Source organism: Curvivirga aplysinae (assembly GCF_009711445.1).
Classification (GTDB): domain Bacteria; phylum Pseudomonadota; class Alphaproteobacteria; order UBA8366; family Aestuariispiraceae; genus Curvivirga; species Curvivirga aplysinae.
Map to the genome: position 1 here is coordinate 1 of NZ_SMMC01000130.1, position 15,628 is coordinate 15,628.

The 15,628-nt window shown below is 39.4% G+C and carries 12 protein-coding genes and 1 tRNA gene; 7 read left to right on the forward strand and 6 right to left on the reverse strand.

Going from position 1 to position 15,628, the window contains the following annotated elements; translation table 11 throughout:
- Positions 1-73: 73 nt before the first annotated feature.
- Positions 74-1,684 (forward strand): EAL domain-containing protein, encoded by a 1,611-nt coding sequence (locus E1160_RS04090; protein WP_155153728.1) that lies wholly within the window; start codon positions 74-76, stop codon positions 1,682-1,684.
- Positions 1,685-1,774: 90 nt separating this feature from the next.
- Positions 1,775-1,864, forward strand: a tRNA-Ser gene (locus E1160_RS04095).
- Between the two features lie 66 nt (positions 1,865-1,930).
- On the opposite strand, the gene E1160_RS04100 is transcribed toward E1160_RS04095, so the two are convergent.
- From E1160_RS04100 to E1160_RS04110, 3 genes are all read right to left on the reverse strand, one after another.
- Positions 1,931-3,994, reverse strand: coding sequence for a HAMP domain-containing methyl-accepting chemotaxis protein (locus E1160_RS04100; RefSeq protein ID WP_155153729.1), 2,064 nt, complete (start codon positions 3,992-3,994; stop codon positions 1,931-1,933).
- Positions 3,995-4,035: 41 nt separating this feature from the next.
- Positions 4,036-4,401 carry a response regulator transcription factor gene (locus tag E1160_RS04105; protein ID WP_155153730.1) on the reverse strand — a complete coding sequence of 122 codons (366 nt, stop codon included), beginning with the start codon at positions 4,399-4,401 and terminating at the stop codon, positions 4,036-4,038.
- A 72-nt stretch (positions 4,402-4,473) separates the two neighbouring features.
- Positions 4,474-5,592, reverse strand: coding sequence for a two-component system sensor histidine kinase NtrB (locus tag E1160_RS04110; RefSeq protein WP_155153731.1), 1,119 nt, complete (start codon positions 5,590-5,592; stop codon positions 4,474-4,476).
- A 339-nt stretch (positions 5,593-5,931) separates the two neighbouring features.
- Between E1160_RS04110 and E1160_RS04115 the strand changes: the two genes are divergently transcribed.
- From E1160_RS04115 to E1160_RS04130, 4 genes are all read left to right on the forward strand, one after another.
- Positions 5,932-6,777 carry a D-amino-acid transaminase gene (locus tag E1160_RS04115; RefSeq protein WP_155153732.1) on the forward strand — a complete coding sequence of 282 codons (846 nt, stop codon included), beginning with the start codon at positions 5,932-5,934 and terminating at the stop codon, positions 6,775-6,777.
- A 334-nt stretch (positions 6,778-7,111) separates the two neighbouring features.
- A complete protein-coding gene (locus E1160_RS04120) occupies positions 7,112-8,107 on the forward strand; it encodes an ABC transporter substrate-binding protein (protein ID WP_155153733.1) in 996 nt (331 codons plus the stop codon).
- An 80-nt stretch (positions 8,108-8,187) separates the two neighbouring features.
- On the forward strand, positions 8,188-9,084 hold the full coding sequence (locus E1160_RS04125) for an ABC transporter permease (RefSeq protein WP_155153734.1): 897 nt from the start codon (positions 8,188-8,190) through the stop codon (positions 9,082-9,084).
- Positions 9,085-9,099: 15 nt separating this feature from the next.
- Positions 9,100-10,155 carry a quaternary amine ABC transporter ATP-binding protein gene (locus tag E1160_RS04130; protein WP_155153735.1) on the forward strand — a complete coding sequence of 352 codons (1,056 nt, stop codon included), beginning with the start codon at positions 9,100-9,102 and terminating at the stop codon, positions 10,153-10,155.
- Positions 10,156-10,213: 58 nt separating this feature from the next.
- Here the strand turns inward: E1160_RS04130 and E1160_RS04135 are convergent, their stop codons facing one another.
- The 3 genes from E1160_RS04135 to proS all read right to left on the reverse strand — a co-directional run bounded on the left by E1160_RS04135 (position 10,214) and on the right by proS (position 14,178).
- On the reverse strand, positions 10,214-11,479 hold the full coding sequence (locus E1160_RS04135; protein WP_155153736.1) for a GGDEF domain-containing response regulator: 1,266 nt from the start codon (positions 11,477-11,479) through the stop codon (positions 10,214-10,216).
- A 64-nt stretch (positions 11,480-11,543) separates the two neighbouring features.
- The gene (locus tag E1160_RS04140; RefSeq protein ID WP_155153737.1) at positions 11,544-12,788 is read right to left on the reverse strand and encodes a lipoprotein-releasing ABC transporter permease subunit; all 1,245 of its coding nucleotides are present in this window, start codon (positions 12,786-12,788) and stop codon (positions 11,544-11,546) included.
- Positions 12,789-12,837: 49 nt separating this feature from the next.
- Complete coding sequence (proS, locus tag E1160_RS04145) at positions 12,838-14,178, reverse strand: proline--tRNA ligase (RefSeq protein WP_155153738.1); 1,341 nt, start codon at positions 14,176-14,178, stop codon at positions 12,838-12,840.
- Between the two features lie 180 nt (positions 14,179-14,358).
- On the opposite strand from proS, the gene E1160_RS04150 reads away from it, so the two are divergent.
- Entirely contained in the window at positions 14,359-15,612 is a 1,254-nt protein-coding gene (locus E1160_RS04150; protein ID WP_218048713.1) for an NAD(P)/FAD-dependent oxidoreductase, read from the forward strand.
- Positions 15,613-15,628 lie beyond the last annotated feature (16 nt).

Below are 15,628 nucleotides of genomic sequence, written 5' to 3' on the forward strand. Positions count from 1 at the left end.
GAAGATATATTGGTTATACAGTCAAATAATTTGAGTTTATCAATGCCACATCGTTTTAGGTCGGGGAATTTAAATGGTAACTGTACTACGTGCTGATGGTAAAATAGATGCAGTTCAGGATAATCCTGAGGAGCGTTTTATGTTAGTGGTAGACGAGGTTGGAAATATCTTACGAGGCAATAAAAATGCTTTGACCTGGCTAGACCAAAAGCCACAGGATTTGGCAGAAAAAAACATTGCAGATATATTGGCACCGCCGTCAAAAATGCTTGCTTCAGACATTATTGTAAATGCAGTAAGTGGCTTCCACATGGATTTACAACCCGCTTTTATATTCGGGTCCAAACGTCTAATTAAAGGCTTCCAAATGATGGGAGAACCTGTTGCCCCTGATGGGAATGGCCCCGACGTAAATGAATACCGTTTACGTTTTCAGTATGATGAAAACTTATCATCTGAATCCAATCCGATCAACTCAGCCAAAGGGTTTGCCAATAGTGTAAATGATATTCTAAAACATTCAGATGAAGAATTGGATATGACCTTTGTCTCTGTAGGCGATATGGACGGGTTAGCCACGGATCTTAATTTATCCAAAGATCAAATTGATGACTTCACCAAAAACATGGAAGATCGGCTACGCGAATCCAGTCTAGATAAGGCAGCCCTTAGTCAAGTTTCAGGCGGGAAATATGGTGTCCTGCACAAATCCCAAACCGACCTTTCTGATATGCATGAAGATATCAAAGGTCTCGCACAACAAATTGACCCTGAAGGAAGAGCCCTCAATATTGAAACAAAGACGATGTCGCTTGATACTGAAGGTTTAGAAGATGACGAACTCGCAGATGCACTTTCTCATGCTATCGATAGCTTCGCCGAATCGGGATTAGACGATCTAATATACGATAATCTAGGTTCTGCACACACAGCTTATCTTGATCATAAATCAGATCGCTTATCAATTTTAAAAGAAGTAATTCACAAGGATCAATTATCTGTTGTTTATCAACCTGTTGTAAATGTTCACAAATGGTGCACTGATCACCTATGGGCAGAAATTAGGGCTGATTTAGAAGATGATGGATTGGGTGTTGAGGAAATCATCAAATTCACACGTGACGATCTGGATTTACGTGTTCAGGTGGACGAAGCACAATGTAAGTTCATCGAAACCGATGACTGGTATAAAGGCTGTCCTGTTGCGATAACATTACATGTACGGTCACTTCTTAAAGAAGATGTGGTCACGCGCTTACTTAAATTTGCAAGTAAAGCAGGTGACACGAAAGTGATTCTACGTATATCAGGCTTCAGTCCTGATGATCTCGATCGTTTATCTGCTTTAAAGATTTTAAAACAATCGGGTTTCTCTATCGCTTTATATGGCGAAGAACTCGGGGCGATTAATTCCCAGATTTTAACCGAATTACCTGCTGATTATATCATTTTGGAAGACGGCTTTACTGAAAGTACCGCCCATTTAAAGGCTTCACTGGCAATGCTTGAAAAGATGGAACAGCGCTGCTTGCAATATGACATAAAATTAGTCTTTGACGGTATTCGTGAAGAGGATACCGCAACAACTCTAGCTAAGCTAAAAGTAGCTGTAGCAACAGGTAGTTACTTTGGTGATCATGTCTCAAATCTAGCAGAACTGCGGTATCCAATTCAGGAAGAATAATTTTTTTACATTTTTGTCATTTTTACACTTGCTCTTAAGGCGGTTTTAAATATTATGCCCGCCGTAACCTAATGGTTCCGCATCATAGATGGAGCGGTGACAGAGTGGTTGAATGTACCGGTCTTGAAAACCGGCGTGCGTGAAAGCGTACCGTGGGTTCGAATCCCACCCGCTCCGCCATCTATTTGGCTATACAAAAACGAGGCTTTATGCCTCGTTTTTTGTTTCTTTCTCTTGTGTTTAAAGTTACGCATCTTCTAAAAGTATCGTTTTAAGATCATCTTGCATCTGGGCAATATGATCCAGATCCAATGGAAACTGAAGTGTGGTCGTGCCATCCCTAGTCATTGAGATTCGGGCATCTAAACTTCTATTAATTCCTTCAATCGAAATATTGACCTTCTCGCCAGCAGACAGATTTATGATAGGTTTAACATTCGCATGAGCAGTGGAAATCGTCGACACAATACCCGACCATGATTTTCCGTTAATCTCGCTATTCGCTTTTAAATTAACAGTTTTTGTTACGAACGTGTTTTCTTCCGTATCTGTATTCTGTATTGCGTTCAGGAAAGTATCTATTTCTTTCGTTAAGCTACTTGCTTCCTCAGCCATTTGGATTGCAGCAGTGTTTATTTCTTCGGATTTTAAACCGACACTATCTGCTTGCACAGTAATAGTACCGATATTCTCAGTAACCCGCTCCGCGCTTTGGGCTACAAAAGTTACACTTCTTGCCATCTCTTGTGTCGTTGCATCTTGCTCTTCAACCGCGGCAACTATGCCGGATACATATTCATCAACTTGTTGAATAACCACGCCAATTTCTTGTATAGAGGACGCTGATTTTTCTGAGGCTATCTGGATATTTCGAATTTTTTCCGAAATTTCTTCTGTTGCTTTCCCAGTTTGACTGGCAAGAGATTTCACCTCATTAGCGACAACCGCGAAGCCTTTACCCGCATCGCCAGCACGCGCGGCTTCAATAGTGGCATTCAGCGCGAGTAAATTCGTTTGTTCAGCGATATCTGTAATCAAACTAACCACATCTCCGATTTCAAGTGCAATTTTTCGCAATGGTTCGATTTCGGATTGCGATCTATTTGCTGATTCTACAGCCTGTTTTGCAACTTTGGAAGATTGCGCAACTTGATGACTAATTTCGTTAATTGATGCGACCATTTGCTCTGTCGCAGAACTTAGAGAATTTGCATTTGTTGAGGATTCTTCGGCCTCATGGGCAACATTGCTCGCCATGCTTTTTGTGTCATTGCTATCGTCTTTCATGGCCCCAGCACGATCAACCATCATATTTGAAGAATTTAAGATTTTCTCAAAAACAGCACCGATCGTGGCGCCAAAGATACCAGTCACTTGATTTAATTCATTTTGTTTGGCCCGATTTTTCTCACGTTCTCTTTTTTGGGCCTCCTCCAAATCTCTCGCTTTAAGCATGTTTTGTCGGAAAACTTCGGTTGAATTTGACATAGAGTTTAATTCATCATCAAATTTCATATTCGGTGTTTCAACGTCTAACTTGCCATCTGCCATATTTTCGATGGAACTTGTTAAGTTTTTTACGGGAACCGTGATACTCCGCCCAAGTAAATAGGCCAATATTGTACATAAAGCCAAAGCTACGATCGAAACCCCTAAAACGATAAATTTTCCGCGTTCCTCATCGCTTAAAGCTTGCTTTGCCGCTTCACGGGTAAAATGTTCTACCTCAAACAAAAGTTCCTCAATCTCATGATCAAGTTCTGCTTGTTCCTCTTCAATGATAAGAACCTCTTTATAGAGATTATTTTTTTCGCTCTCTGACAAATTGCTCTTTGTTATTTTATCAAATAATTTATAAGCGTGTTCATCATAAGTTTTATGATGTTTTTCAATTGTCTTTAGTTGTTTCAAAACGCTCTTAAATTCTTCAATTGCAATCGGGTCACGAGCAACTTTAATAAATTCTTCAGCCATTTTTTCAGCTTCCAGAATTTCTTTATCAACTTTTTCGGCCAGGGTTATAAATTTCTTAATTGAGCCATCAACACTATGACTATCATCATGTGCATCAACCCCTGTATATCTTAAAGTTTGTTCCAGCAAGATTGCCTGTTCAAGTTGATGGACCGTAATTTTGGTCAAAATCTCGGTGAGTGGAACATCTCTTTCTGCAATCCCTTCAAGTTTATAGCCAATCTCATTCATCTTATAAAAGCCAACACCCCCTACTATGACCAAAAATATAAGAGTAAATCCTGTTAGGATAAAAATTCTATGCGAAATCTTAAGTTTCTTGATTAAATTTGGCATGTATTTCTCTCTTCATATGCGTGGTATCTTTATTGATAAGATTAATCGATTAGTTCCTTTATCTTGTTTAATAGGTCGTCTTTTGAGAATGGTTTTTCTAGAATTGCATCGGCTTTATGCGCGGCAATCCCCAAAGCCTCATCGGCTGGGATACCATTTCCCCCCGCAGAAATGGCCATTATTGGGCAATTTGGATTTGTTTTTTTTGATTCGATGATGACTTCTGTCCCATCTTTCTCAGGCATCAAAATATCTGTGATAATAAGATCAAAATTATCCGATTTTAGTTTATTAATACCTTCATTTCCATCAACGGCTTGAACAACCGAATGTCCAGCCATACTAAGAATGAGGCTCAAGGAATCTCGAACACCCTTCATATCTTCAATTAACAGGATTTTGCTCAAGGACATGCTCCAATTCTTATAGTCGTATAAAAAATACTTTTTAGGCTATAATTCTATACCAACCACGTATCTCTACAAAGAATCATCGCAATACGGAATTAAGATTTCAAACTTACTCCCCACCCCTTTTTCCGTCTCAACTAGAATACTACCACCCCATTCTCGGATAAGTCTATAAGAAATTGCTAATCCAAGACCAGTACCCTCACCAGGCGGTTTAGTGGAAAAGAACGGTTCGAAAATTGAGGGAAGTATTTTTTCATCAATTCCACCCCCGTCATCAATTATTGAAATAGTAAAATATTTACCTTCTTTAAGGTAGTCACGCTTAAGTATATTATTCTTTAACTTTTTAATCTCAAACTCAAATATCAAACTCCCCTTATAACCCATTGAAAATAGTGAGTTGTTTACCAAGTTAAGTACCACTTGTAACAGTCGTTCTAAATTTAAGGTAGCAGTACCACAAGGCTCCTTTAGTGCCGTCTTAACGGAAAAATCGACCCTGCTATTTAAAAGATTTTTTGCAAAACTAACAACATGTGAGACAATTTCAGAAACAACTATATTTTCCTTTGAATCGCTTGATCTTCTGGAAAACCTCAAGGTGTCTTTTATTATCGACTCTGCAATTTTGATATTTTCATTAATAATCTTTGTACATCTTGTGACATCATCACTATTCAAATTTTGCCATTCTAAAAGGGTTTCTGACAATAACATCACCGGCTGAATAGCATTTTTAATTTCATGATTTATATTGGCTGACATACGCCCTAAAGCTTCAAGCTTTTGTCTCTCAATCTCATTGCGCTGACGCTCTCGATCATGTGTAATGTCAGATTGAATCCCGATAAATGCCACGGGGATATTATGCTGATCAAATACTGGTGCTAATCGAAGGCGATTCCAAAATGGTGTATGATCCTTCTTATAGTTCAAAATCTCTACCTCTAAAGGTGTGAAATTTTTAATTGCCTCCCTAATTTTACGAACACTTTCTGGGTCAGTCCCCTCACCTTGTAAAAAACGACAATTCTTTCCTATCACCTCGTCTCGACGATAGCCTGTTTGATTAAGAAATGCCTGATTTACATAGGAAAGTGGTAAACCCTCCTTAATATAAGATATCGTATGGGCAAGATTGCTGCATTCTATTGACTGAAGAAGTATCTCATTAGAAATTGTCAATTTAGAACTCCTACCCGTGAGGTATCTTATCGATACCAAGATTAGCTTCCCCTTAATTATGATCTCGTATTTCCTGTCATTTATCAAGGAAGCTATTGAGGACAGCCTAATAAGATTACTATTGGCATCATATAATTTTTAAAACTGTCCCTCCTCAAATTTGTCCGTAAATGTGATTAAAGCGCCGGATCATTAGATTGGACGTTTTTTAACAAAAAGTGATCACATTTCTGATTGATGATTAATTTTAATCATCGTACATAGGATCAAATTATTTCGAGCGCCCTCACCCTTTTAGAAAATAAGATAAAGGCGTTTCATCAGTTGGAGGATTTTTAAATGAGCAGAATTGTTTATGTGAATGGTGACTTTGTAACTGAAGACGAAGCAAAAATCTCTGTATTCGATCGTGGTTTTTTATTCGCTGACGGTATCTATGAGGTTTCCTCTATTCTAGAAGGTCGTTTGATTGACAATGCTGCCCATTTGGCACGTTTGAAACGCTCCGCAGATGAATTAAAGCTGGATTTGCCAATGTCTACTGATGATATTGAAAAAGCTATGCTTGAACTACTAGAGAAGAACGGCGTTCATGAAGGTGCATTATACCTTCAAGTTACTCGCGGTGCTGCAGATCGTGATTTTGGTTTTCCAGTGGATGCAAAACCATCGCTAGTTATGTTCACTCAGGAAAAGAACCTGATTAATAGTCCTGCCGCAGAAAAAGGAATTGCCGTCATTTCAGTTGACGATATCCGTTGGGGACGTCGTGATATTAAGACTGTCCAACTTCTTGCGCCTGTTCTTGCAAAACAAGCCGCTGTAGAAGCGGGAGCCAATGACGCATGGCTTGTTGAGGAAGGCTTTGTTACTGAAGGTAGCTCTAACAATGCCTATATTGTTAAAGATGGGGTTATTATTACACGTCATCTAAGTAACAGTATCCTTCATGGCATTACCCGTGCAGCTGTTTTAAAACTTGTTGAGCAAGAAGGTTTAAAATTGGAAGAACGCCCCTTCACCATGCAAGAGGCATATGAAGCTGACGAAGCATTTGTAACAAGCGCGACAACATTTGTTTGGCCTGTCGTAAAAATTGATGATGCCGTTATGAGCAACGGTGCCCCAGGCGAAATTTCAATGAAATTACGTAAATTATATATTGAAGAAGCTTTGAAACGCTGATTTAAATACTTTATAGATTATTTCCAAAGGGCGCCTGTTTATGCAGAGCGCCCTTTTTAGTGATTTTTTAAATATAAGTCACACTTTAAATTCTAATAAACGTATAGACAGAAATTATTTTGCGCCAAGCACCTAAAATTTTTTGCCTCAAGACCAATTTAAACATTGTCACGGTATAAACTTGCCCCTTATGATGTAATGAAATTGCAAAATTTGAACAATGCATGTCGCATTTTTGATGATGCAATTCGTAAATAAGTCTTTTACGATGTCGCAAAAAGACTGTTTAATGTATAAATAACAAAATTTTTATAAATAGGTCTGGGAGACTAAGATGAAAAAACTATTGTTAGGCGCTACAGTTCTGGCTGGTGCAATTGGCATGTCCACTGCGTCTAAAGCAGAATGTGGTACAATTACAATCGCAGATATGAATTGGCAGTCCGCAGAATTTATTGCGTATGTGGATCAATTTATCCTAGCTAACGGTTATGGTTGTGATGTTGAACTTGTTCCCGGTGATACAATGCCTACAGGTACATCCATGGCTGAAAAAGGCGAACCGGATATCGCACCAGAACTATGGATAAACGCACTTCGTGAAGTGCTGGATGCACAGGTCGAAGCTGGTAAACTTGAATATGCAGGTAAATCCCTTTCCGACGGTGGTGAAGAAGGCTTCTGGGTTCCTAAATATATGGTTGAAAAACACCCAGAAATGGCAACCATTGAAGGTGTTTTAAAGCATCCTGAGTTATTCCCGAATCCTGAGGATGATTCTCGCGGTCTATTTATGGGTTGTCCATCTGGTTGGAATTGCCAAATCACAAGTGGAAATCTCTTTAATGCTTTCAACATGGAAGACAAAGGCTGGGACTTAGGTGATCCAGGTTCTTCTGCTGGTCTAAACGGTTCCATGGCTAAAGCATATGAACAAGGTTTAGGCTGGTTTGGTTACTATTGGGCACCAACTGCTTTCTTGGGTAAATATGAGATGGTGAAAGTTGATTTCGGTGTGCCCCATGATAAAGCAGAGTGGGACAGTTGCACAGTAATTCCAGAATGTGAAAATCCGAAGCCAAATGCATGGGTTGAATCAGAAGTATTCACTGTTACAACAGCTGGCTTCAAAGATAAGTCTCCTGAGGCATATGGCTATGTTTCTAACAGAAGCTTTACCAATAGCTTTATGAATAAGTTTTTGAAATGGATGGATGAAAATCAAGCCAGTGGTGAAGAAGCAGCAGAAGAATTCCTTACCAACTATGAAGCAGAATGGACTCCTTGGGTTACCAAGGATGTAGCTGATAAAGTGAAAGCTGCCCTATAATATCAAAAGCCGGTAGCATAAAAAGCTACCGGCTTTTTTGTATTTGAAAATAAACATAAATCACAAAAAGGGCCTGTACAATGGCTAAAGAAGAAAGCTGGATTGAAGCATTCCCAGCAATGGAACGTGGCGATTTGCGCGAATTACGCAAAGCCGTAGATAGTGGATTTAGAGAGTTTTCCGCAGATTTTGGACCATATATTGAAGCTGCATTTGACCCCCTTCTCACATTTTTAATTTGGTCTGAAAAATTATTGCTAAATACGCCTTGGTTTATTGTTCTTGCCGCATTAGCAGCTATATGTTGGTATGGCAGTAAAAATATTAAAGTAGTTATTGGTGTTATTGTCTCCTTCATGCTGATTGGATATTTCGGTATGTGGGAAAATACCATGCGTACTCTTAGTATGATTTTGGTATGTACCACGTTATCAATCGCTTTTGGTATGCCACTAGGTATCTTGATGGCGATGTCCAACAAAGCACAAGCAATTGTCACACCTATTCTTGATGTGATGCAGACAATGCCAAGTTTCGTATATCTAATTCCTGTCGTGATGTTGCTCGGAATTGGTAAGGTTCCTGGTTTGATCGCTGTTGTGATTTATGCAATTCCACCTCTGATCCGCCTCACCAACCTTGGTATTCGTTTGGTTGACAAAGAAGTTCTTGAAGCTTCAGATGCATTTGGTGCCTCAAAACGTCAAAAGCTTTTCGGCGTGCAAATCCCGTTAGCCCTTCCAAATATCATGGCTGGTGTTAACCAGACAATTATGATGGCATTGGCGATGGTGGTTGTTGCTTCCATGATTGGTGTTAAAGGACTTGGTCAACCAGTTTTAAAAGCGATTAATAACCAACAATTCTTCCTTGGTGTAATGAATGGTCTTGCGATTGTAGCACTCGCTATTATCTTCGATCGGGTGACGCAGGCTTATGGCCTACGTATCCAAAAGCATCGCAACAAAGCCCATTAAGAGAGGATAGAAAAAATGAGTGATCCAATTAAAATTTCTATCCGAAATCTTTACAAGATTTTTGGTAAAAATCCTAAAAGTGTTCTTCACCATGTCGAAAATGGTCTCAGTAAGCCGGATTTGCTTGAAAAGCATAAACATGTTCTTGGTTTACAAAATATCAACCTCGATATCGAAGCGCGCCATATACATGTGATAATGGGACTTTCCGGTTCCGGTAAATCAACATTAATTCGGCATTTCAATCGTTTGATTGAACCTACAGCCGGTGAAATTTTGATTGATGGCCAAGATGTCATGAAGTTGAATGAAGAAGAACTTCGTGAATTCCGTCGTCATAATATCTCCATGGTGTTCCAAAAATTTGGCTTATTACCTCATCGCACAGTCATGGATAATGTAGGCTATGGTCTTGCCATTCAGGGCATCAAAGGCGACGAATTAAAAGAACGTTCTCAAAAATGGATTGATCGTGTTGGTTTAACAGGTTTTGAAAAACATTATCCAACACAACTATCTGGTGGTATGCAACAACGTGTTGGTTTGGCTCGTGCATTGGCAACCGATTGCGAAATCTTGCTGATGGACGAAGCCTTTAGTGCGCTTGATCCACTAATCCGTACAGATATGCAGACAATCTTGCTGGACCTTCAAAAAGATCTTCACAAGACTATTGTCTTTATTACCCATGATTTGGATGAAGCATTACGTATCGGAGACCGTATCACTATCTTACGAGATGGTGCGATTATTCAAGATGGTGGCCCACAAGACATCGTTATGCGCCCAGCTGATGACTATATCCGTGAATTTATCCGTGATATTAATCGCGGCCGTGTTGTTCAGATCGGATCTATTATGGCTGAAAAAGGTTCTGCAGAAACCAGCGGTGAACCGATCCTTGTTTCTCGTAATCTTGAAGATGCCTTGCCGATGGTGTCTGCGTCTCCAACAAATGCCATTGCCGTTGTGGATGATAACGGGCAAGAGATTGGCGTTGTCACATCCAAAGATATCATGTCTGGTATGGAACGCCCTGCTGTCGCGGAACGCGCCGTTAAGTTTATGTAATTCATACATATAATAAAAAGATAAAGGCCTGAATTAATTTTCAGGCCTTTATTTGTTTCTATCGAGAAAGAACAACTTTATTCCGCCCTCCCTCTTTTGCATCATATAATCGTTCATCTGCCTCATTGATCATATCATCTAAACAATCAAATTTCTTAACTGTCGCCCCAAGGCTTGCCGTAATTTTGAATTTACCGCCCGATCCATCGAATTCTAATTCACTTATCTTTTGACGTATATGATTAAGATAATTTCCAACAACCTCTGCATTCATGCCAACAGAAAACAAGCAGAATTCTTCGCCTCCGAATCTTGCAATTAGGTCCTGCTCTCTAGCTTCCGTTTCTAAAACTTTTGCAACTTTTATTAACACTTCATCACCAACATGATGTCCATGTGTATCGTTCACTTTTTTAAAGAAATCCACATCAATCATACTTACCAATAACTGTGCTTTATCTTTATATGCTTTCTCATAAGCAGAAATCGCGGCTTTAAAGAAAAATCGCCGATTATACATTCCCGTCATATAGTCGCGAGTTGCAGCAATATGTAACTTATTAATCTGTTCAAGGTTGTTGAGGTTGTGGGATATCCGACTGATGAATTCTTCTGGTTGGATGGGTTTATGTACGAAATCATCTGCTCCGCTTTTGAGGAATTTTGCAGGTAACCTTTTATCATCTGCTGCGGAAAAACCTATAATACCTAATTCATTAGGATTCCATTTTTTGCGTAAACTAACGATAAGATCGAAACCATTTTTTTTCGGCATTTCATAATCAGTAATGACAAGTTCAATCTTTGAGGTCTTGCTTTTATTTGCTTCTTCAACAATTTTGAACGCTTCTTCGCCATTTTCAGCTTCAATAACGTTCAAGTTAAAGCGTTTTAAAAAATGAGCCGCCATTTGGCGCTGAATTTTTGAATCCTCTGCAATTACAACATTAATATTTTTATTGTTATGGAAACGATTTACCAAGGATACTAAATAATCAAAACTTGAAGGATTATCTTTAATAATGTAATCGACAACGCTTAATTCATTAAGCTCATGATGCAATTCTTCTGAAAAAACCGAAGAAAAAACTATACATGGTAATCCATATGACTTAACTGTTTTCACTATGTCTGTACCCGAAGCATCAGGTAAGGTCAGGTCTAAAAGAGCAATAAAGAAATCATCCCTACGTACATCAAGTGTTAGCTTTGCTGCCTTCATTGTGTCGACAACAATTACAGATAAACCTAATTCATTTTCGATTTTATGCTTTACAATACTTGAGAAGAATTTTGAATCTTCGACAATAAGGATTTTGTTCAAAGTTTCGCCTCCAATTTTCTCTAATTAATCTTGAAGAACTTATTCAACTTTATATATTCATTACCTATTCGTAACGTAAAACTTCAACTGGGTCTAAACGTGCAGCGCGCCATGCAGGATATATGGAGGCCACAAAAGAAAGTGCCAGTGCCATTACAATAACAGTAACGACCTCTCCCTGCTCAATACGTGCTGGAAGTTTAGATAAAAAATAAATCTCTGCTTGAAATAAATTAGTATTGGATAAAGATTCTATCCACCGTCGGATTGTTTCAATATTGCTAGCGAATGAAATCCCCAGAACACTGCCAAAAATTGTACCTATTACACCGACGGAACTTCCAGTCATAAAGAAAATACGTAAAATCGAATTACGTGACGCACCCATACTACGTAAAATTGCAATACCTCGTGCTTTGTCATTCACCAACATAATTTGACTTGAGATAATGTTAAAAGCAGCAACAATAATAATAAGGGTCAGAATGAGGAACATGACATTTCTTTCAACTTGTAAAGCTGTGAAGAAACTTGAATTAACACGTTGCCAATCCCGGACCCAATAATTTCTACCAATTATATCTGATATTGGTTTTTTCATCAAAAGTGCATTATCAGCGGATTCTAGCATAACTTCGATTGCTGATATCGAACCTGGTTGATTAAAATAAATCTGTGCTTGCTTCAGCGGCATATAGATAAAAGAATTATCATATTCATACATACCAACTTCAAAAATTGACTGTATATAATAACTTTTCATTCTTGGCACGGTACCAAAAGCGGTGACTTGACCTTTTGGAGCAATCAAAGTGATATTATCACCTACATCCAAGCCCATCCGACGTGCCATACGCACACCGATGACAACACCATCACCGTCGTCAAAACCTTCTAAATCACCAGAAATGATAGAGTTAGATAATTGATTTCGGTTTAAAAAACCTTCTTTTGTCACCCCGCGTACCACAGAACCGCTAGCACTACCATTAGCACTTGCCATCACCTGACCTTCGATCATTGGCATTACGGAAACAACGCCTGGAACCTCCAAAATCTGATCCGCTACATTCGTATAATTCGTGAACTCACTATTATAGGACGTAATCGTCATATGACCATTGAGGCCAAGAATGCGGCTCAACAATTCATGACGAAATCCGTTCATCACGGCCATAACGATAATCAGGGTGGCGACACCAAGTCCAATTCCCATCAAAGAAAACCAGGCAATAACAGAAATAAATCCTTCCTGACGTTTCGCCCTTAAGTAACGCATCGCCACGGAAAATTCAAATCTGCTAAACATGCCTAGTTCCTTTAAAATAAACGAGTCCTAATGGTAAGTTGGGAGGTATTTAAGAGACTGTTACCAATTCCAGTGCAGCTTCAATTGATACTTCTTGTTTCTCACCTGTACGACGGTTCTTAACTTCAACTTGGCCATTCTTCAATGAACGTGGGCCAACTGCAATTTGCCAAGGTAAACCAATCAAATCCATATCAGCAAATTTTGCACCGGCTTTTGTATCACGATCATCATACATAACCTCGACACCTGCCTCTTGAAGTTTTGTAAACATGCCTTCACACGCTTCATCACATGCATCATCACCAACTCGCAGGTTGATAATACCGACTTGGAATGGAGCAACAGATTCTGGCCAAATAATACCATTCTCATCATGGTGAGCTTCGATGATGGCGCCAATAAGGCGAGAAACACCAATACCATAAGAACCCATTTGAACTGGCACCTGTTTGCCTTCCTTGTCTTGAACGACTGCACCTAGTGGTTCAGAATATTTGGTACCAAAGAAAAAGATATGACCAACTTCAATACCACGTGCTGAAACACGTTTACCTTCAGGTACTTCCGCTTCGAACTTACCTTCATCATGCATTTCTTCGGTAGCAGCATACATAGAAGTCCACTGATCTACGATTGGCTGAAGATCACCTTTGTAATTCACAGCTTCTGCATTTGGGTCAAGTGACAGGAAGTCTTCATGACAAAATACTTCACTTTCCCCTGTCTCTGCCAAAATAATAAACTCATGGCTATTCTCACCGCCAATCGGGCCTGTATCCGCACGCATTGGTATAACTTGAAGACCCATTTTTGCATATGTACGTAGATAGGATACAAACATACGATTATAAGATTTCAAACCATCTTCAACGGTCAGATCAAAAGAATATCCATCTTTCATGAAGAATTCACGACCACGCATCACGCCAAAACGTGGGCGAACCTCATCACGGAACTTCCACTGGATATGATACATCATTTGTGGACAATCTTTATAAGATACTGCCCCATCACGGAATAAATCAGTTATTAATTCTTCATTTGTCGGACCAAAAAGCATTTCACGATCATGTCGGTCAGTAATGCGTAACATTTCCTTACCATAATCGTCATAGCGACCTGATTTACGCCATAAATCCGCAGATTGAATAGTTGGCATTAGGATTTCATTCGCACCTGCACGATCTTGTTCTTCACGTACAATTTGTTCAATTTTACGTAAAACGCGATAGCCCATCGGCAACCAAGAATAAATACCGGAGGCAGATTGACGAATCATCCCCGCACGTAACATCAAACGATGAGATGCAATCTCTGCTTCTGCAGGATTTTCCTTCAAGGTTGGCATGAAATATTCGGACAAGCGAACAGCAGGATTTAACCGCATGGTAGGCCTCTTTAATACAAATGAATTTTACAAATTTTTACTACCGCTTAGCTACAGGTTTTCCTGATGATTTGCAACAAAAACGGATGAAAGAACATGTTTTTCCTTTTAACATTTTTGAAACAATGATACGGCTGAATTTCTCTGATATATCTGACTATGTTGGGATTGGGTAAAAGAATGACGTTTCAACCAAAAGACATTACAGTGATTGGTGCTGGCTACATCGGTATTGTATCTGCTCTGAAGCTAATTAAGGATGGTCACAAAGTCACAATAATTGATCGAGTGGGGCCGGGTAATGGTGCCTCCCATGGTAATGCAGGTGTTTTGGTACAAAATAACGCAGAACCGATCAGTGGCCCCTCCACCATCTCTCAGTTGCCAAAGTGGTTGTTTGACCCTCACGGCCCATTAACTATCAGATGGAAACATCTTCCTCGCCTCGCCCCTTGGCTTGGTCGTATGATACTCGAAGGCTTACCTCATAACTATCAAAGGAATGCAACAGCCTTACAACAATTGACCCAACATGCAATTCCCGAATGGAATGAATTAATCAGAAACACCAATAGACAGTCTTTAGTTCGTCCTGTTGGATGGCTAAAACTATTTTCATCCGATGCATCATGGAAATACGGAAAAGAAGTTGTCGAAAGCTGTAAGAAGCATGGTACAAAATACGAAATTTTAAATAGCGATGAAATACGACAGCTAGAACCACATCTAGCACCTGTATTTAAATATGGCTTATTACAACCAGATTCTGCTTTTATCATTGATCCGCAACAGATGTTAGATCAATTATTCGATGAATTCCTCATCCTTGGTGGTAAATTCGAAAAAGCCAATATCCAATCAATGCTTCCTTCATCCGAAAAAGTGACGTTATTCTTTGATGATAGCAGTTCGAAAATCGTTGATGATATATTAATTGCTGCGGGTGGATGGTCGAACAAACTATTGAAAACATTTGGTGAGTCAGTTCACCTTCAAGTTGAACGCGGCTATCATGCAATGGTAAAGCATCATTCTGAAAAAGGCCCATTAATTAGTCGCCCGACCATGTTTTGCGATCATACTTTTGTTATCGCACCAATGGATAAAGGCATGCGTGTTACTTGTCAGGTAGAACTTGCAGAGATTGATTCAGAACCGGATTACACAAGATTGAGACGCCTTCTTCCTATCGCAAAGAAATATATTCCTGATCTTACTATGGATGTAGAAAGCGAATGGATGGGCGCACGCCCTTCTCAACCAGATAGTGTTCCAACGATTGGTTGGCTACCTAATCATCCAAAAGTGATGCTTGCATTTGGACACCAACATTTAGGCGTAACGATGGCAGGAATTACTGGTCGCGTCGTATCTGACCTATATGCAGGTCGTGATCCTAGTATCGACCTAACCCCCTATCGTGCCATTAGATAATCATGAAAGATAATAA

Excerpts from the sequence above, each read along its gene's own strand:
- E1160_RS04090 (WP_155153728.1), top strand. The coding sequence starts at position 74 with ATGGTAACTGTACTACGTGCTGATGGTAAAATAGATGCAGTTCAGGAT.
- E1160_RS04100 (WP_155153729.1), bottom strand. The coding sequence starts at position 3,994 with ATGCCAAATTTAATCAAGAAACTTAAGATTTCGCATAGAATTTTTATC.
- E1160_RS04115 (WP_155153732.1), top strand. The coding sequence starts at position 5,932 with ATGAGCAGAATTGTTTATGTGAATGGTGACTTTGTAACTGAAGACGAA.
- E1160_RS04120 (WP_155153733.1), top strand. The coding sequence starts at position 7,112 with ATGAAAAAACTATTGTTAGGCGCTACAGTTCTGGCTGGTGCAATTGGC.
- E1160_RS04125 (WP_155153734.1), top strand. The coding sequence starts at position 8,188 with ATGGCTAAAGAAGAAAGCTGGATTGAAGCATTCCCAGCAATGGAACGT.
- E1160_RS04130 (WP_155153735.1), top strand. The coding sequence starts at position 9,100 with ATGAGTGATCCAATTAAAATTTCTATCCGAAATCTTTACAAGATTTTT.
- E1160_RS04140 (WP_155153737.1), bottom strand. The coding sequence starts at position 12,788 with ATGTTTAGCAGATTTGAATTTTCCGTGGCGATGCGTTACTTAAGGGCG.
- proS (WP_155153738.1), bottom strand. The coding sequence starts at position 14,178 with ATGCGGTTAAATCCTGCTGTTCGCTTGTCCGAATATTTCATGCCAACC.
- E1160_RS04150 (WP_218048713.1), top strand. The coding sequence starts at position 14,359 with ATGACGTTTCAACCAAAAGACATTACAGTGATTGGTGCTGGCTACATC.